This window comes from Comamonas sp. CAH-2, assembly GCF_009668305.1.
GTDB lineage: Bacteria > Pseudomonadota > Gammaproteobacteria > Burkholderiales > Burkholderiaceae_C > Comamonas > Comamonas aquatica.
On the sequence record NZ_VSWF01000049.1, the window covers coordinates 1 to 17,745 of the forward strand.

Here is a 17,745-nt window from a genome sequence, read left to right on the forward strand (position 1 = left end):
CACCGGCAGCGCCCCTGCGTATGGGGGAATGTAGGGGGGTGGATTGACCTGGGTCAAACGATAAACTGGCCCCCAGGTCATACCCATACAGAATGACCTGCGGCGCGCGGCCCGCTGGCGGGTGCGTGCCGCCCTTGTCCCCCCGGAGTGTTCTTCCATGCAGCTGTCCCGCCGTTTCCTGCCCCCCATGTCCCTGCTGTGCGCCTTCGAGGCGGCGGCGCGGCACCAGAGCTTCACGGCAGCAGCGGCCGAGCTGCATCTGACGCAAAGCGCCGTCAGCCGGCAGATCCGTGCGCTGGAAGAGCGCCTGCAGGCCGAGCTGTTCGTGCGCGAGCGCCAGACCGTGCGCCTGAGCCCCGCCGGCCATGCCTATGCGCAGGAGATCCGCGGCGCGCTGGCGCGCATCGCCAGTGCCACGCTGGGCTTCAAGGCCAACCCCCAGGGCGGCAGCCTGAACCTGGCCATCCTGCCCACCTTCGGCACGCGCTGGCTGGCGCCGCGGCTGCCGCAGTTCCTCAGCGCGCACCCCGGCATCACCATCAACCTGACCACACGGCTGTCGCAGTTCGACTTCCAGCTCGAGGCCGTGGACGCGGCCATCCATTTCGGCCTGCCGCACTGGCCCGGGGCCGAGATGGCGCTGCTGATGACCGAGACCGTGGTGCCGGCCTGCAGCCCGCAGGTGCAGGTGCAGTACGGCTTCAGCCAGCCGCAGGATCTGCTGCAGGCGCCGCTGCTGCACCTGGCCTCGCGCCCGGACGCGTGGCGGCGCTGGCTGCACGGCCATGCCGTGACCAGTGGCGATCCGCAGGGCATGCTGTTCGACCAGTTCGCCACCGCCGCGCAGGCGGCGATTGCCGGCGTCGGCGTGGCGCTGCTGCCGCGCTTTCTGATCGAGCGCGAGCTGGCCCAGGGCGACCTGGTGCGCGCCCTGCCGCAGCTGCCGGAGATGGAAAGCGCCGAGCGCTACTACCTGGTCTGGCCCACCAGCCGCGGCGACTACCCGCCGCTGCAGGCGCTGCGCACCTGGCTGCAGGCGGCCGCGGGCGATTTCATGCTGGCCTCGGCCGAGGGCTGGTCGGCACCGGCGAAGCCATAAAAAAAGGAGCTGCTGGCGCAGCTCCTGATTCGGTTGCAAGTCGCAATGGGTCTGAAACCCATGTTTGGCGCGTGCCAGCCGCTTCGGTTGGCATAGCTACCGAGCGGCCGGGTGCGCAGCCCGTTCAGCTGGCGTAGGCTTCCAGCGGCTTGTCGTTGGGCTCCTGCATCAGGCGCTTGAGCGTGTCGCCCATGGGCAGGTTCAGCGGCGCACCCTTGGGCGGGATGGGCTGCATGAACCACTTGTCGTAGATCTTGGCCACTTCGCCAGACTGCATCATCTGGCGCAGCGCCCCGTCCACGGCCTGCTTGAAGCTCGGGTCGTCCTTGCGGAACAGCAGGGCGATGGGCTCCGAGCCCAGCACCTCGCCGACGATCTTGTAGCCCTGGGGCGCCTTGGAGTTGGCGATCACGCCGGCCAGCAGGTTGTCGTCCAGCACAAAGGCTTCGGCGCGGCCCGACTCCAGCATCAGAAAGCTTTCAAAGTGGTCCTTGCCCAGCACGGTGGGCAGTTCCACGTTGTGCTCGCGGCCGTACTTGCGCAGCAGCTGCACGGCGGTGGTGCCGGCCGAGGCGGCCACGGTCTTGCCGTTGAGCTGCTTGAACGAGGTTACGGGCGAATCCGCGCGCACGGCCATGCGCACCTCGCTGACGTAGGTGGTCAGGGCGAAGGCTACCTGTTTCTGGCGGCCCAGGTTGTTGGTGGTCGGGCCGCAGCCCAGGTCCACCGTGCCGTTCTGCACCAGGGGCAGGGTGTTCTGCGCCGTCATCGACAGGTATTCGATGGTGGCCTTGGGGGCGATCTGCGCCAGCACCTTCTCGCACAGCTCCACGTGGTAGCCCACGAACTTGCTGTTGGAGCCCAGGGCATAGGCCATCGGGGCCGAGCTTTCGCGCACCCCGATCACGACCTTGCCGGCCTTCTCGATCTTGGACAGCGTGCTGCCCTCCACGGATTGGGCATGGGCGCCCAGGGCGGCGGTCAACAGCGAACAGGCCAGGGTGAGGCGACGTACCAGAAAGCGCATTCTTCTTTTCCTTCCAAAACAGCAGGCGGGGCAAGGGTCGTGCTGATCGCGGCAGATCGTGGTGGCTGCGCGGCGTCAAGCACTTGCATCAACTATCCCGTAAATGCTGGCCCTGTCATAACGATGAAACGGAAGGAGGTCATGTGGGCCCTGCATGACCCCGCCCTGCCATGGTGCGCTGGCGGCCAGCGCCGTGCCCGGGCTGCACCTGCACCGCTGGGGCTGTCAGGGGGCGTGGTCTGCACCCCGCTGCAGCCACGGTGGCCGGGGTCGGCGGTTGGCGATGGTGTGGCGTGGGGCTTGCAGGCGCTGCCGCCACCGCAGCAGCCTGGGCCGAGCGTGGGCCCGCGCAGCAGGCCGGTGCACGTGGACCTGGACCTGCGGGGCACTCGCTGCTAGTGCCATCAAGTTCCGGCGCCACCCTGCTGCCGGTGCCGGTGTATGCGGCACGCGCTGCCACCGTGCAGCTCTGAAAAAAAGAGCGGACTGCGCACGCTGTATCAGCGTGGCAGGCCGTTGGGGCATGAAATCGTCCGACTCAGGACGGCATGCGCGGCACGTCCACGAAGTCGTCCAGACGCAGGCCTTTTTCCTGCAGCAGGGCTTCCAGCACCGGCTTGAGGCGGCCCAGGCTGGCCTCGACGGTCTCGCGCACCGTGTCCACCACCACCTGGGTGCTGCGTTCGATCTCGATGTTGACCAGGTCGCCCGCGCGCTTGTGGCCGAAGACCGTCATGCGCAGGGTCTCGGGGATCAGCCAGACCTCGAACCAGCCGGCCTTGCGGTCCACCTCGGCCACCGTCAGGCTGGCGCCATTGATGGCGATGTAGCCCTTGGCGAACACGTAGGGGCGGAAGGCCTCGGGAATGCCGAAGCGGATCTTGTGGTTGGTCTCGGTGCTCAGCACCTCCAGCACCGGCGCGGTGAAGTCGACATGGCCGGACAGCGGGTGGCCGCCGATCTCGGCGCCATCCTTGGCAGCGCGCTCCACGTTCAGCACGTCGCCCACCTGGTACTGGCCCAGGGTGGTGATGTTCAGGCTCTGCAGCATCACGTCGAAGGTGGCGCGGGTGGGCGACAGCAGCTCGGTCACCGTCAGGCACACGCCGTCGTGCGAGACGCTGGCGCCAATCGCCAGGTCCTGGCAGAAGCCTGCGGGAAATTCCATGGTGAAGGTGCGCAGACCGTCCTGGTCGTGCAGCGCGGCAATGCTTGCCACGGCTTGGATGATGCCGGTGAACACGGGTTGGGCCCTCGAAGAAACAGTGACTGCGCAGTGTACGGCGCGCCGCCGCAGCACGGCGGCGGTGCGGGCAATCAGCCGCCGAAGCGCTGGTACAGTGCCGCCGCCCAGACGCCGCCACACAGCAGCAGGCTCAGCAGCACGGCAGCGCTGCCCACGTCCTTGGCCATCTTGGACAGGGCGTGCCATTCCGGGCCGATGCGGTCGATGGCTGCCTCGATGCCGGTGTTCAGCAGCTCGGTGATCAGCACCAGCACCACGACCACGGCCAGCAGCGCGGTTTCCACCCAGGTCTGCCCCAGCCAGACGCTGGCGGGCAGCAGGCACAGCGCCAGCAGTACTTCCTGGCGGAAGGCGGCCGACTCCCTGAAGCCCGTGACCAGGCCGGCCACGGAATAGCCATAGGCGTGCCAGATGCGCGATAGCCCGCGGCGGTGCTTTTGGGCGTCTACGGCTTCGATCTCAGGGGGCATGGTGGGGCGCTCGCGCAGGTCAGGAAAGGCGCAAGCATAGCGCGCGGCGGCGGGCCGGGCGGCCGTGCGGCCCGGGCGCGGGGCATGCGCTCAGGCCCAGGCCGGCGCCCGCTCTTCCCACCAGCCGCTGATCAGGGCCTGCGGCTTGCGCAGGGCGCGCACCCAGGCGCAGTCCGGCCAGGCGTCCATCTGCACGTTCATGCCGGCAAACACGCCATAGCCCGGGCCAGCGGCGATTTCACCCTCGGCCTGCAGGGTTTCGCCCGCGCGGATGCTGCAGGCCGCACGGATGTCGCCGCGCGCCTTGATGCCCCAGCCGGCCTGGATGTGGTTGCCGCAGACGATGTCGCCCTGGGCCGCCAGGCCGTCGCCCACCTCCAGCAGCCCCTGCACCGCCACCGCGCCCCCGGCGCGCAGGCCCTTGCCGCAGTGCAGGCCGGCCTGCACCTCCACGTCCTGTCCGATGAAGGCGCTGCCGCGCAGCGCCACCGGGCCGCCGCAACGCAGCTCCCAGCCGGTGCGCAGCTCCTCGGCGCGCAGCTGGCCCTGCACGTCCACGCTCCAGGCCGCCTTGATGCTGCCGCCGGCCTGCAGCAGCGTGTCGGCAAAGATGGCGCCGCCGCTGTGCAGGTCCTCGCCCACCTCCACCTGGCCGGCGCGCAGGCCCCCGCCCACCTGCAGGCTGCGGCCCACCAGCAGCTGGCCGGGCACGCGCACGTCGCCGTGCACGATCAGCGTGCCGGCGAATACGCAGTGGTCGGCCTCCAGGTGGTCCAGCTCCAGCACCGTGTTGGTGGGGCCGAAGTTCTGCAGCAGCCAGCGTGCATCCTCGACGCGGCCGGCGCGCACCTGGGTGTCCATGGCGCTCTGGTAGTCCTTGCCGCCCAGTTCGTGGCGCACAAACCAGCGGTAGCCGGTGGCGCAGGGGTTTTTGCCGCGCAAGAAGGTTTGGGTCAGTTCCATGTCCATGGTGCAAGCTCGTCGGTTCCGGGGAGGGGGAGAACGGGCGCGTGGCGGGGCCGGAACGTCGCAGCAGACGTGGTGGGGCCGTGGTGGCGCAGGCGCCCTTGCGGTGTGCAAGAGGTGGCGGCCGTGCGGAGGGAAGAGGGTGTGGGTCTTACACCTTCCGCACGGCGGCGGAAAGCATGGCCGTGACGCCGCTGAGGCTCACGAAGGCGGTCGGCACGCCATGGCGGCGTGTGCGCTGGTGCCGCAGCACGCGGGCACAGACCTGCGGCACCTGGGCGAAAGCCGCAAGGCGCAAGCCGGCGAGGGTCGGTGCGAGCGTGGAGACCATGGGAAGGACGGAGATGAAGGCACCATTATGGTGCGATGCGGATGTCGGCACGCGGCAGTGCGACATTCGTCCGGAAGCCTTGGTGCCGGTCAAGGCATAGGGCTTTGGGTAACATCGGCCCTCCTGCGGGCGCGCGCCCGTCAGCCGGCGTGTGGCGCGGCCCCGCCCCGCGCGCCCTGTCCCCATTTTTTGCGGACCTGCATCCCCGGTGCCTGTGCACGGATGCCGGCCTGGCCTGAGACCCACCATGAGCTCCAACACCCCTCCCTCGTTCCTGAGCCGCATCGCCATCGCGATCGGCAGCTTCTTCGCCATCCTGGGCAATGGCCGCCTGGCCGCCGATGTGACCCGCCTGCGCGCCGGTGAGGCCCTGGCCGCCGACGTTGCGCCGCGCGAAATCCGTGTCGAGGTGCCCGTCGAGAAGATCGTCGAGGTCCGCGTGGAAGTGCCCGTGGAAACCATCGTCGAAAAGACGGTCGAGCTGCGCGTCGAAGTCCCGGTCGAACAGCGCGTCGAGGTGCCCACCGACACCGCCGCGCTGCAACTGCTGGGCCTGCTGCAGCGCGAGGCGCGCTTTGTGGACTTCATCCAGGAAGACGTGGCCCCCTACACCGACGCCGAGATCGGCGCCGCCGCCCGCGTGGTGCACGCCGGCTGCCGCAAGGTGCTGGGCGAGCACTTCACGATCGCCCCCGTGCGCCCCGAGACCGAGGGCGCGCGCATCACCTTGCCCGCCGGGTTTGACGCCGCCGCCGTGCGCCTGACCGGCCATGTCGTTGGCCAGGCGCCCTTCACCGGCACTCTGGGCCACCGTGGCTGGCAGGTGACGCAGGTGCAGCTGCCCCAGCTGACCGACCCCCAGGCCGCCAAGGTGCTGGCCCAGGCCGAGGTGGAGCTGTAAACCATGAACATGCTGGCTTCCATCGCCGCCACCGGGGCGGCACCACCCGCTGCTGCGCCCGCAAATACCGTAGCGCCCAGCGCAGACACCACCAGCGCTGCAGGCCCAAATGGCTTGCCAACTGCGGGCGCACGCTACAGCATCGGCATTGACCTGGGCACCACGCACTGCGCGCTGTCCTATGTGGACAAGGCCGCCAGCGACGGGGAGCAGGTGGTGCAGGGCGTGCTGGACATTCCCCAGCTCACCGCGCCCGCCAGCGTGGCGGGCCAGCCGCTGCTGCCGTCCTTCCTGTATCTGCCGCACGAGAGCGAACTGACCGTGGCCGAGCGCACGCTGCCCGGCCAGGCGCCGCACGCGGCCACCCACGCCTTCATCACCGGCGAATTCGCCCGCAGCCGCGGCGCGGCCACGCCCATCCGCCTGGTGTCCAGCGCCAAGAGCTGGCTGTGCCACCCCGGCGTCGACCGCCGCGCGGCCATCCTGCCGGCCGATGCCCCGGCCGAAGTCGCGCGCATCTCGCCGCTGACCGCCTCCACCCGCTACCTGGAACACCTGCGCTGGGCCTGGGAGCAGGCCCACCCCGAGGCCCCGTTCGCCCAGCAGGACATCACCGTCACCATCCCCGCCTCGTTCGACCCCGCCGCGCGCGAGCTGACCGCAGAAGCCTGCAAGGCCGCTGGTTTCCACAACCTCACCTTGCTGGAAGAACCCCAGGCCGCGCTGTACAGCTGGATCCAGGCCAGCGGCGGCCAGTGGCGCAAGCAGGTGCGCCACGGCGACATCATCCTGGTGGTGGACGTGGGCGGTGGCACCACCGACCTGTCCCTGATCGCCGTGCTGGAGCGCGATGGCAACCTGGCGCTGCAGCGCATTGCCGTGGGCGAACACATCCTGCTGGGCGGCGACAACATGGACCTGGCCCTGGCCTATGGCGTGGCGCGCAAGCTGGCGCAAGAGGGCAAGCCGCTGGACGCCTGGCAGACCCGCGCCCTGGCCCACGGCTGCCGCGCCGCCAAGGAGCAATTGCTGGCCGATGCCCACCTGCAGTCGGTGCCCGTGGTCGTGCCCAGCCGGGGCAGCAAGCTGATTGGCGGCAGCATCCGCACCGAAGTCACGCGCGACGAAGTGCTGGCCCTGCTGGTCGAAGGCTTCTTCCCTAAAGTCCAGGTCAGCGACAAGCCCCATACCCGCGCCCGCGCCGCGCTCACGCAACTGGGCCTGCCCTATGCGCAGGACGCCGCCGTCACGCGCCACCTGGCCGCCTTCCTGACGCGCCAGGTCCACGCCCTGGCCGAGATCGACGGCCTGAATGGCGACCAGGTGGACGGCTCCACCTTCCTGCACCCCACGGCCATCCTGTTCAATGGCGGCGTGCTCAAGGCCCCGCAGATCGAGCAGCGCATCCTGGAGGTCATCAACGGCTGGCTGGATGACGAGGCCTGCGAGCCCGCACGCCTGCTGGACGGAGCCAACCTGGACCTGGCCGTCGCCCGTGGCGCGGCCTACTACGGCCACATCACCACCACCGGCCGCGGCGTGCGCATCCGTGGCGGCACGGCCCAGTCGTACTACGTGGGCGTGGAGTCCAACATGCCCGCCATCCCTGGCATGGAACCGCCCATCTCCGCCCTGTGCCTGGCCCCGTTCGGTATGGAAGAGGGCACCGAGGCCGCGCTGAGCGACCTGGAGCTGGGCCTGGTCGTCGGCGAACCCGTGCGCCTGCGCTTCTTCGGTTCCAGCGTGCGCCGCAGCGACGCCGTGGGCACCATGCTGGACTTCTGGGGCCCCGAGGAGCTGGTCGAGTTGCAGGAGATCGAACTGCACCTGCCCGCCGCCGGCCGCGCGGCCGGCGAGGTCGTCCCCGTCACCCTGGCGGCGCGCGTCACCGACATTGGCACGCTGGAGCTGAATGCCGTGCCCGTGGGCGGCACGGAGCGCTGGAAGGTGGAGTTCGATGTGCGTGCGGAGACTACGTCCGACGAGGGGTAAGCGGCCCCATCGCTCCAGCTTCTGAAAAGCTGTTTGCAAAGCCTGCTGGCCTGGTGGTCAGCAGGCTTTTTTATAAGGTTTTTGGCTTCTGGCGCTGATGGGATAAGCGTTGGTAGCTATTTTTATTGTTGCTGTGGCATTGCTGTCCGAGGCCGGTAGTCGACCGGCGGCGACCCGATTTCTTTTGTCTTGCCAAAAGAAACCGGGGAAAGAAAAGGCGCGCCTTGCAGGCGGCTGGTCCGGCGGAACTCACTGCGCGCTTGCTGCGCTTCGTTCAAACAGCCGCCGGAAATATGAAGGGCATCCACAAAGTGGGGGCGCGACGCTTGCGCGCGCGAGGTGCGGAGAGGTTTATTATTTAACTGCCGAAATCGAAAGAAATTTAAATTATTTTCTATATTCGTTTAGCATGCTGTTTGAAATTTTTTTTGAATAAATTTACTTTCGGGAGTTGGCGGATGAGTGAAGAGAGCAACGTTCGAGATGTTGTTGATGCAGTCACAGGCGTTGCTAAAGCGATTCCTGTTTATCAGGATGTTGTACAGCCTGCGGCACAAGAAGTAGGAAAGGCCTTGCAGACTGTTGCTAAGTCCGTTCATGTAGCGCTAGCACCAATTAGTGCTCTTGTCTGGGGGTATGAGCAAATTAAAGATTTTGTTTCCACAAAAGTCGCTGAGCGGCTGAAGAATGTTCCACCTGAAAACATTACTTCACCTAAACCGAATGTTGTGGGGCCAGCTCTTGATTCACTGCGGTACACAGGCCATGAGTCTTCGCTGAGTGATTTGTATGCGAATTTGATCGCAGCAGCTATGGACAAGGCAACTGCTCATGGAGCGCATCCTGCATTCGTTGAAATCATTAAGCAATTGACTCCGGATGAGGCAAAATTAGTTGGACTCTTTGTTCGGGACATCGCCTATCCGCTGATTAATGTCACGTGGGAGTATGCTGAAAATCAGGAAGGTAAGACCGGAGGGCAAAATATCTTGGTTAATTACTCTCATCTTGGTTTTTTGGCCAAATGTGAGTTTCCTGATATGACACCTACTTATATAGACAACCTCTGCCGACTCGGTCTTGCTGAGGTACCCACGTTTTTGGAGTACACCAGTAAAGGGGTTTATGACGATTTAGAGAGCGATCCTAAAGTTAAAAATATTCAATTGGCTTTCGAGGAAAATCAGGAAAAAATAGTTCGTGTTGAGAGGAAAGGGTTGCAAGTTACACAATTAGGGAAACTTTTCGCAACAATATGCGTTGTTAAAAAAACATAGTGGATTTTTTAACGTCCTTCTGCCCGTGCCGAGGCGCGCAGAGCGCAGGGTGGGCATGTGTGCCAAGTGGCACACATGCTTCGTGGTCTGACTGGCCGCAGCTGTTTGACGGAGCGGCACAGCCGCGCAGTGAGTTCTGCGGCCCCACCCTGGGATCGAGCACCGCAGGTTGCCCGGAGCGCAGCGCAGGGACACGGGTAGCAGGGTGTGCTTCTTTGCTTACTTTCTTGCACAAGCAAGAAAGTAAGGCCCCGCCGGGGGCATCCCGGCCAGCCAAAGCAAAAGCAACAATCAGCATCAAATCAGCCTTTAGCGCTTATCTAGCAAGCGCCACCTGCTCACATAGTTGAAAAGAACTTTCCACCCACGCACACAGCGCATGCAGGCACGGGGTGCCGCCTTTCACCCCTTCTACCCGTGCCGAGGCGCACAGAGCGCAGGGTGGACCGATGCGCCGCAGGCCGCATCGGCTTCGTCATCTGACTGGCCGCAGCTGTTTGAACGGAGCGGCACAGGCGCGCAGTGAGTTCTGCGGCCCACCCTGGGATCGAGCACAGAGGCTGCCCGCTTGGGTTTTGCGCAGCAAAGCCCAAAGGGGCACGGGTAGAGGTGTGCACTTCTTTTGCTTACTTTTCTTGTGCAAGCAAGAAAAGTAAGTCGCCCGCCGCGCGACAAGCGGCCAGCAAAACCTCAAACAACAACCAGCACCAAATCAGCCGCCAGCGCTGATCCAGCAAGCGTCACCTGCTCACATGGCTGAAAAGAACTTTCCACCCCCACACACAGCGCATGCAGGCACGGGGTGACGCCTTCCACCCCTTCTGCCCTTGCCGAGGCGCACAGAGCACAGGGTGGGCATGTGTGCCAAGTGGCACACATGCTTCGTGGTCTGACTGGCCGCAGCTGTTTGAACGGAGCGGCATAGCCGCGCAGTGAGTTCTGCGGCCCCGACCTGGGATCGAGCACCGCAGGTTGCCCGGAGCGCAGCGCAGGGACGCGGGCAGCAGGGCGTGCTTCTTTGCTTACTTTCTTGCACAAGCAAGAAAGTAAGGCCCTGCCGGGGGCTGCCCGGCCAGCCAAAGCTAAAACAACAATAAACATCAAATGAGCACCTAGCGCTTATGTAGCAAGCGCTACATGCTCCTCTTTTCAAGCAACCCTCAAAACCCCGCCCGCCAACAGGGCACCAGTCCCGCAACGCGGCGATTGCTAGGCATGCATCGGTATGATATTGATAAATCCTTATCAATAAATCGTGAAAAACTTCTCTGCTTCTGCGCCCAGTGCGCTGGCTGGCGCTGGCCGGCTGCAATCCATCGATGCGCTGCGTGGCCTGGTCATGCTGTTCATGCTGCTGGACCATGTCCGCGAAACCTTCTACCTGCACCTGCAGGTGCCCGACCCGATGGTGGTGGCCGACACGCCGCCGGGCCTGTTTGTTCCGCGCATGCTGGCGCACCTGTGCGCGCCGGTGTTTGTGTTCCTGACGGGGTTGAGTGCCTACCTGTACGCCAGCCGCCATGCGGATGCCGGGCTGGCGCGTGCGGCGGCCTCGGGCTTTCTGTGGCGGCGCGGTCTGTTTCTGGTGCTGCTGGAGGTGACGGTGATCAACTTCGCCTGGACCTTCCAGTTCCCGCCGGCCAAGGTGTTCCTGCAGGTGATCTGGGCGATCGGCCTGTCCATGCTGGCGCTGTCGCTGCTGGTGTGGCTGCCGCGCCGGGCCTTGCTGGGGTTGGGCGTGGTGCTGGTGGCGGGGCACAACCTGCTGGACGGCCTGCATTTCCCCGCCGGCCATCTGCTGCACGCGCCCTGGGCCATCCTGCATGACCGGGGCTGGCTGGAGCTGGCCGGGGTGCAGCTGCGCACCTCCTACCCCGTGCTGCCCTGGGTGGGCGTGATCGCCCTGGGCTATGGCATCGGCCCCTGGTTTGGCCAGGCCTGCGATGCGGCGCGGCGCCGTCAGCTGCTGCTGGTGGCGGGTGTGGCCAGCCTGCTGGGTTTTGCGCTGCTGCGCACGCTGAACGTGTATGGCGACGCACCCTGGCAGGTGGGGGCGACCACGCTGCACACGGTCATGGCCTGGTTCAACGTGACCAAGTACCCGCCGTCGCTGCTGTTCCTGCTGCTGACGCTGGGCGTGGGCCTGCTGCTGCTGCGCGGGTTCGAGGCGCGCGCCGGTGCCCGCTGGCTGGCGCCGCTGGCCACGCTGGGGGCGGCGCCCATGTTCTTCTATGTGCTGCACCTGTATGTGCTGAAGTGCATGTACCTGGCGGCGGTGGCGGCCTGGGGCACCAACCAGGGCCAACTGTTCGGGCTGGACCGCCTGCTGTGGCTGTGGGTGATCTCCGCCCTGCTGGCCGTGGCCCTGTACCCGGCCGTGCGCTGGTTTGCCGCGCTGAAGCAGCGCCGGCGCGACCTGACCTGGCTCAAGTACCTGTAGGCCACCGTCGGAGGGGCCGCGGCGGCACAATACCGCTTCCTTGAGAAGCCGCCCCCGCCGCCATGAACTCCTCCATGCAACGATCCACCAAGCAGCGCACCGCCATCCAGCAGGCCATGACGCAGGCCGACCGGCCACTGGCGCCGCAGGAGGTGCTGGAGCTGGCGCAGGCCACGCTGCCGGGCCTGGGGATTGCCACGGTGTACCGCGCGCTCAAGGCCATGGCCGAGGAGGGCCTGCTGCGCGAGGTGCACCTGCCCGGGCGCAGCCCCATGTACGAGGTGGCCCACCACGGCCACCACCACCACTTCCAGTGCCGGGTCTGCGCGCGCGTGTTTGACGTGCATGCCTGCCCCGGCGATCTGGCCAGCCTGGCGCCCCCGGGCTTCGAGGTGGACAGCCACGAAATCACGCTCTACGGCCGCTGCAGCGACTGCGCGGCGCAGCCGGCCTGAGGGGGCACACCGCGTGACGATGTCCCCTGCCAGCGCGGCCTTTGTCGTCGGGATCGACCTGGGCACCAGCCACACCGTGGTCGCCAGCGTGCCCGTGCGCGGCACGGCGGCCGACATCGCCCTGTTGAACCTCCCGCAGCGCAGCGCGGCGGGCGAGGTCGTGGCCCAGCCCCTGCTGCCCTCGGTGCGCTACCAGGCCACCCCGGGTGAGCTGGGCGATGCCTGGCAGCAGCCCTGGCCGCCGCAGGGCGCCTCGGCCGCCGCCCCGGCCGTCATCGGCCGCTGGGCGCGCGAACTGGGCGCGGCCGTGCCCGGGCGGCTGGTGGCCAGCGCCAAAAGCTGGCTGTCGCACACCGGGGTGGACCGCACGGCGCCCATCCTGCCCTGGGGTGCGGGCGACGACGTGACCAAGGTTTCGCCACTGGCGGCCTCGGCCTCGTACCTGGCCCATGTGCGCGCCGCCTGGGACCAGGCCCACCCGCAGGCCCCGCTGGCGCAGCAAAGCGTGGTGCTGACGGTGCCCGCCTCGTTCGACGAGGGCGCACGCGCGCTGACGCTGGAGGCCGCGCAGCTGGCCGGCCTGCCGCAGGTGCAACTGCTCGAAGAACCCAAGGCCGCCTTCCACGACTGGCTGCTGCTGCAGGGCCCGCAACTGGCCGCACAGCTGGCGGACAGCCGCCTGGTGCTGGTGGTGGACGTGGGCGGCGGCACCACCGACCTGACCCTGATCCGGGTCGAGCCTGCGCCCGAAGGCGGTTTGCCCCTGCTCACGCGCACGGCCGTGGGCGAGCACCTGATGCTGGGCGGCGACAACATGGACCTGGCCCTGGCCCACCAGCTGGAGGCCGCGTTGGCCGGCGCCGGCCAGCGCCTGCCCGCACAGCGCTTCGCCCAGCTGGTGCAGCGCTGCCGCGTGGCCAAGGAACAGCTGCTGGCCGCCGGGGCGCCCGAGCAGGTGCGCATCACCCTGCTGGGCGGCGGCAGCCAGCTGCTGGCCCAGGCGCAGTCCGCCACGCTCACGCGCGCCCAGGTGCAGCAGTGGGTGGTGGAAGGCTTTCTGCCACCCGCGCCGATCGATGCGGTGCCCGCCCGGCGCCAGGGCGCGCTGCGCGGCTTTGGCCTGCCGTACCCGGCCGATGCCGCCATCAGCCGCCACCTGGCGCAGTTCCTGCGCCAGCACGCCGACGGCGCGCTGCCCGACACCGTGCTGCTCAACGGCGGCGTGTTCCACGCCCATGCCCTGGTGCAGCGGCTGACGCAGTTGCTGGACGGCTGGCGCGGCCGCCCGGTGCGCGTGCTGCACAACCCGCACCCCGACTGGGCCGTGGCGCGCGGCGCAGCGGCCTACGGGCTGGGCCTGCAAGCGCCACCGCCAGCGCAGGCATCTGCATCCAATCAGCCTCTGGCGCATAGCCAGAGCGTGCCTACAGCTATCAAAACCATGCCGCGCATCGGCGGTGGCTCGGCGCGCAGCTACTGGCTGCTGCTGCCGGGGGCCGCCGGCGCGGCCCCGCAGGCCCTGTGCCTGCTGCCCAAGGGCACGGAAGAGGGCGTGCGCCTGGTGCTGTCGGGCCGGCGCTTTGCGCTCAAGCTGGGCCAGGCCGTGCGCTTCAACCTGCTGGCGCACAGCCACAGCCAGCCCGTGGCGCAGGCCGGGCAGATCACCGCAGTGACCGGCGACGGCTGGGTGGAGCTGCCGCCCATCGCCACCGTGCTGCCCGCCCCCGAAGGCCGGGCCCAGGCCCAGGTGGAAGTGCAGTTGCAAGCCCGCATGACCGAGGTCGGCACGCTGGAGGTGCGCTGCCTGCGCGTGCAGGACGGCGTGGCCGACGCGGCCCAGTCCTGGCTGCTGCCCTTCAACACCCGCGGGGCGGTGACTCCTTCGGAAACCATAGCGGACAACACAGATGCAGCGAGCGCAGAAGGCCTAAAAGGCCCCAAAGGCTTGAAGCCCCTGGCCACGCAGTTGCCGGCCGCCGTGGCGCTGATCGACCGCATCTTTGGCACCCAGGCCCAGGACGTGAGCGCCAAGGACGTGCGCCAGCTGCGCCCTGCGCTGGAAAAGCTGCTGGGCCCGCGCGACAGCTGGGAGCTGGGCCTGCTGCGCTCCCTGTTCGACGCCCTGCTGGCGCGCGCCAAGCGCCGCCGCCGCACGGCCGACCATGAGCGCGTGTGGCTGAACCTGGCCGGCTGGTGCCTGCGCCCCGGCGTCGGTGCCGAGCTGGACGCCTGGCGCATCACCCAGGTCTGGGCTTTGTACGCCGCCGGCCTCGGCCACGCCAGGGACCCGGCCAACTGGACGGAGTGGTGGGTGTTCTGGCGCCGCGTGGCCGCGGGCCTGGACGAAGCCCAGCAGATGCAGGTGCTGGAGGCCGTGGCCGCCGCCATGCAAAAGACGGTGCAGCAGGCGACGCAGCGCAACGGTGGCAAGAGCAGCCACGGCAGCTACGACGACATGCTGCGCCTGCTGGCCGCCATGGAGGCCGTGCCCTGGCAGTACCGCCAGGAGATGGGCCAGTGGATGCTGCAGCGCCTGCAGCGCCCCGGTGCCTCGCCCCAGACCTGGTGGGCCATCGGCCGCCTGGCGGCGCGGCAATCCCTGGCGGCGAATGCCCATTTGGTGATGCCGCCCGAGGCCGCGCAGGAGTTCCTGGACGCCACGCTGGCCCAGGACTGGCGCAAGCACGAAACGGCGATGTTTGCCGCAGTGCAAATGGCCCGCATGACCGGCGACCGCGCGCGCGACCTGCCCGATGCCGTGCGCGCCCAGGTGCTGGACAAGATGCGCGCCGCCGGCGCGCCCGCGCGCTGGCTGGCGCTGGTGGACAGCGTGGTGACCATGGATGCCGAAGACCAGCGGCGCAGCCTGGGCGACAGCCTGCCGCCGGGGCTGGTGCTGCTGTGAGGGCCGGCGCAGCCCGTCTGCCGCGGTGCCTAGAATCCGCAGACCACCACTGACACGACACGGGAGACACCATGGGATTGCTGGACGGCATGCTGGGCAACGCATCGAAGATCGATGCGCACAAGATCCAGGCGGAATTCGCGCAGATCCTGGCGCCGGGTGAACGGGTCGAGCACGCCTACCAGCTGATCCGCGACTACTTCGTCTTCACCGACAAGCGCCTGGTGCTGGTCGACAAGCAGGGCATCACCGGCAGCAAGGTCGAATACCACTCGCTGCCGTACAAAAGCATCACCCATTTCAGCATTGAGACCGCCGGCACCTTCGACCTGGATGCCGAGCTGAAGATCTGGGTGTCCGGCACGGCGGCGCCGTTCCAGAAGCAGTTCAACAAGAAGCTGAGCATCTACGAAGTCCAGGCCGTGCTGGCCAGCTACGTGCTGAAGTGAGGTGGCCCGGCCGGGCCGTGGGCTGATGGCGGGCTGGCCCCCGGGGCTTGCCAGGGGGCACCACCGGCGCTGCCGTCTCTATGATGCGGGGCAGGGCGCGGCCTCCCCGGCACAGGGGGCGCCGCGCCGACCGGTCGCGCGCGCCTGCACCCCCCCAGCGCGCGGCCGGCTTGCCCGCCACAAGCCGCAAGTCCCCCTGCTGTTTGCATTCATGGACGAACTTGGTACTGCGATGTCTTTGCACACTTTTCTTTCCCGCCGCCAGGCCGTGATGGCCACCACCACCGCCCTGCTGTCGTTGTCCGGCACCGCCGCCCTGGCCCAGGCCAGCTGGCCCACCAAACCCATCACCTTCGTGGTGCCCCAGGCCCCCGGCGGGGCCAACGACGTGATTGCCCGGGCCGTGGCGCAGGGCCTGGGCACCAGCCTGGGCGAGCCCGTGGTGGTGGAAAACCGCCCCGGTGCCAACGGCAACCTGGGCACCGGCCAGGTGGCGCGCAGCGCGGCCGATGGCTACACCTTTCTGGTGACGGCGCAGAGCGCCTACACCATCAATCCGGCGCTCTACAGCAAGGTGCCGTTCGATCCGATCAAGGACTTCACGCCGGTGATGCAGCTGGCCGTGGCGCCGTACCTGCTGGTGGTCAACCCGAACTTCCCGGCCAAGAGCCTGGACGAGCTGGTGGCCTATGCCAAGGCCCACCCGGGCAAGGTGGAATACGCCTCGGCCGGCAACGGCACGCTGAACCACCTGCTGGGCGAGATGCTGAAGAAGCAAAAAGGCCTGAACCTGCTGCATGTGCCCTACAAGGGCGCCTCGGCCGCCGCCACCGATGTGGTGGCCGGCCAGCTGCCCATGACCTTTGGCAGCTTTCCGGGCGTGATGCCCTTCGTCACCAGCGGCAAGCTGCGCGTGCTGGGCGTGGCGGCGGACCAGCCCACCTCGCTGGCGCCCGACATTCCCGTGCTGGGCAAGGGCCTGGCGGTGACCAGCTGGTACGGGCTGTTTGCCCCGGCCGGCACGCCGCAGCCGATCGTGGACAAGCTGTACCAGGCCGTCCAGGCGGTGCTGGCCAAGCCCGAGATGGCGGAGCGCTTCAAGACCCTGGGCGCCGAGCGCGTGGACTCGAATCCGCAGAGCTTCAAGGCCATGCTGCCGGGCGAGCTGGCGCACTGGAAGCAGGTGGTCCAGGACTCGGGCGCGCACATTGATTGAAGCGCCGCCGCCAGCGGCACGCTGAGCGGCTACCATCGCGGTTTTTCCTCGCCGGCCGCTGTGCGGTCGGCCGACTGCGCCTTGCCGTGATGCCGTCCTCTGCTGCCCCTGCCTGCCCCCGCTCCCGCCTGCTCCTCACCTTCCTGGCCCTGGCCGTCATCGCCGTGGGCCTGGCCTCGCGTCGGGGCTATCTGCCCTTGCCCGCCGTGTGGGGCAACTACCCCGGCGATGCGCTCTGGGCCTGGGTGGTGCTGCTGTGCGTGGCCTGGGTGCGGCCCGCCATCGCGCCCGGGCGGCTGGTGGTGGTGTCACTGGCCATCGCCTTCGCGGTCGAGTTGCTGCAGCTCTACCAGGCCCCCTGGATGCAGGCGCTGCGTGCCCACCCGCTGGCCTATCTGGTGCTGGGCAATGGCTTTGATCCGCTGGACCTGCTGGCCTATGTCATCGGCATTGCCGGTGCTGCGGTGGTGGATGGGGTGTGGTGGCGAACGCTCCATCGCACACCAGGAGTGAATGATGGGTGATACCGGTGAGGCGCGCGCACTGCGCGCGTGGGTGCTGTGCGCGCTGCTGGGGATCACGGGGCTGTCCGGCGCGCAGGCGGCAGCATCGGCCTCGCCGGCTTCGCATCTGCGTTGCGGTTGGTGGCAGAACCCGACACCGGGGAATGCCTGGCTGCACGACCGCCATGGCCGCTGGACCGTGGGCAGCCAGGGTGGCGCCCAGGCCGAGGGCGACTGGCCCAGCTTCACCGAGGCGCAATGGGTGCGCACCAATGGTTTCTACGGCCATGGCTGCGCCTGTGTGCGCGTGGTGGCCGATGCGCGCACCCAGCGGGTGACGCACATCCTCTCGGCCACGGCGAAACCGCTGGCCGCCTGCCGCCAGGACCGCCACCTGCGGGAGCCACCGCGACCCGAGTGACGCGGCAGTGTCGCCGTGCGCCGTGCGCAGGGGGCAGGGGGCAGGGG

General features: G+C 67.9%; 17 protein-coding genes. 12 read left to right on the forward strand and 5 right to left on the reverse strand.

The window, feature by feature from the left end; translation table 11 throughout:
* Positions 1-157 precede the first annotated feature (157 nt).
* Positions 158-1,099 carry a LysR family transcriptional regulator gene (locus FYM52_RS17300; RefSeq protein WP_154164981.1) on the forward strand — a complete coding sequence of 314 codons (942 nt, stop codon included), beginning with the start codon at positions 158-160 and terminating at the stop codon, positions 1,097-1,099.
* Positions 1,100-1,223: 124 nt separating this feature from the next.
* Here FYM52_RS17300 and FYM52_RS17305 read toward each other — a convergent pair whose 3' ends face one another.
* The 5 genes from FYM52_RS17305 to FYM52_RS17325 all read right to left on the reverse strand — a co-directional run bounded on the left by FYM52_RS17305 (position 1,224) and on the right by FYM52_RS17325 (position 5,232).
* Positions 1,224-2,126 (reverse strand): transporter substrate-binding domain-containing protein, encoded by a 903-nt coding sequence (locus FYM52_RS17305; RefSeq protein ID WP_042414850.1) that lies wholly within the window; start codon positions 2,124-2,126, stop codon positions 1,224-1,226.
* Between the two features lie 538 nt (positions 2,127-2,664).
* The gene (locus FYM52_RS17310; RefSeq protein ID WP_045266027.1) at positions 2,665-3,369 is read right to left on the reverse strand and encodes a riboflavin synthase; all 705 of its coding nucleotides are present in this window, start codon (positions 3,367-3,369) and stop codon (positions 2,665-2,667) included.
* A gap of 74 nt (positions 3,370-3,443) precedes the next feature.
* Positions 3,444-3,842, reverse strand: a complete 399-nt coding sequence (locus FYM52_RS17315) for a diacylglycerol kinase (RefSeq protein WP_154164982.1) — start codon at positions 3,840-3,842, stop codon at positions 3,444-3,446.
* Between the two features lie 90 nt (positions 3,843-3,932).
* Positions 3,933-4,811 (reverse strand): hypothetical protein, encoded by an 879-nt coding sequence (locus tag FYM52_RS17320; protein ID WP_154164983.1) that lies wholly within the window; start codon positions 4,809-4,811, stop codon positions 3,933-3,935.
* 148 nt (positions 4,812-4,959) lie between these two features.
* Positions 4,960-5,232: a hypothetical protein gene (locus FYM52_RS17325; protein WP_154164984.1), complete on the reverse strand. Its 273-nt coding sequence runs from the start codon at positions 5,230-5,232 to the stop codon at positions 4,960-4,962.
* Between the two features lie 154 nt (positions 5,233-5,386).
* On the opposite strand from FYM52_RS17325, the gene FYM52_RS17330 reads away from it, so the two are divergent.
* From FYM52_RS17330 to FYM52_RS17380, 11 genes are all read left to right on the forward strand, one after another.
* Positions 5,387-6,040, forward strand: a complete 654-nt coding sequence (locus FYM52_RS17330; RefSeq protein ID WP_154164985.1) for a DUF2760 domain-containing protein — start codon at positions 5,387-5,389, stop codon at positions 6,038-6,040.
* Positions 6,041-6,043: 3 nt separating this feature from the next.
* The gene (locus tag FYM52_RS17335) at positions 6,044-8,032 is read left to right on the forward strand and encodes an Hsp70 family protein (protein WP_154164986.1); all 1,989 of its coding nucleotides are present in this window, start codon (positions 6,044-6,046) and stop codon (positions 8,030-8,032) included.
* A gap of 109 nt (positions 8,033-8,141) precedes the next feature.
* Complete coding sequence (locus FYM52_RS17340) at positions 8,142-8,468, forward strand: hypothetical protein (RefSeq protein ID WP_154164987.1); 327 nt, start codon at positions 8,142-8,144, stop codon at positions 8,466-8,468.
* Between the two features lie 22 nt (positions 8,469-8,490).
* Entirely contained in the window at positions 8,491-9,309 is an 819-nt protein-coding gene (locus tag FYM52_RS17345; RefSeq protein WP_154164988.1) for a DUF4393 domain-containing protein, read from the forward strand.
* A 1,255-nt stretch (positions 9,310-10,564) separates the two neighbouring features.
* A complete protein-coding gene (locus tag FYM52_RS17350) occupies positions 10,565-11,749 on the forward strand; it encodes a heparan-alpha-glucosaminide N-acetyltransferase domain-containing protein (protein WP_162524769.1) in 1,185 nt (394 codons plus the stop codon).
* 74 nt (positions 11,750-11,823) lie between these two features.
* Entirely contained in the window at positions 11,824-12,204 is a 381-nt protein-coding gene (locus tag FYM52_RS17355) for a Fur family transcriptional regulator (protein WP_042414945.1), read from the forward strand.
* A 19-nt stretch (positions 12,205-12,223) separates the two neighbouring features.
* The gene (locus tag FYM52_RS17360) at positions 12,224-15,109 is read left to right on the forward strand and encodes an Hsp70 family protein (protein ID WP_154164994.1); all 2,886 of its coding nucleotides are present in this window, start codon (positions 12,224-12,226) and stop codon (positions 15,107-15,109) included.
* A gap of 71 nt (positions 15,110-15,180) precedes the next feature.
* Positions 15,181-15,558, forward strand: a complete 378-nt coding sequence (locus FYM52_RS17365; RefSeq protein WP_042414832.1) for a PH domain-containing protein — start codon at positions 15,181-15,183, stop codon at positions 15,556-15,558.
* Between the two features lie 271 nt (positions 15,559-15,829).
* Entirely contained in the window at positions 15,830-16,774 is a 945-nt protein-coding gene (locus FYM52_RS17370; RefSeq protein WP_370513867.1) for a Bug family tripartite tricarboxylate transporter substrate binding protein, read from the forward strand.
* Between the two features lie 89 nt (positions 16,775-16,863).
* A complete protein-coding gene (locus tag FYM52_RS17375; protein ID WP_154164990.1) occupies positions 16,864-17,298 on the forward strand; it encodes a DUF2809 domain-containing protein in 435 nt (144 codons plus the stop codon).
* Positions 17,291-17,698: a DUF4087 domain-containing protein gene (locus FYM52_RS17380; protein WP_154164991.1), complete on the forward strand. Its 408-nt coding sequence runs from the start codon at positions 17,291-17,293 to the stop codon at positions 17,696-17,698. The genes FYM52_RS17375 and FYM52_RS17380 overlap by 8 nt, the downstream gene beginning before the upstream one ends.
* Positions 17,699-17,745 lie beyond the last annotated feature (47 nt).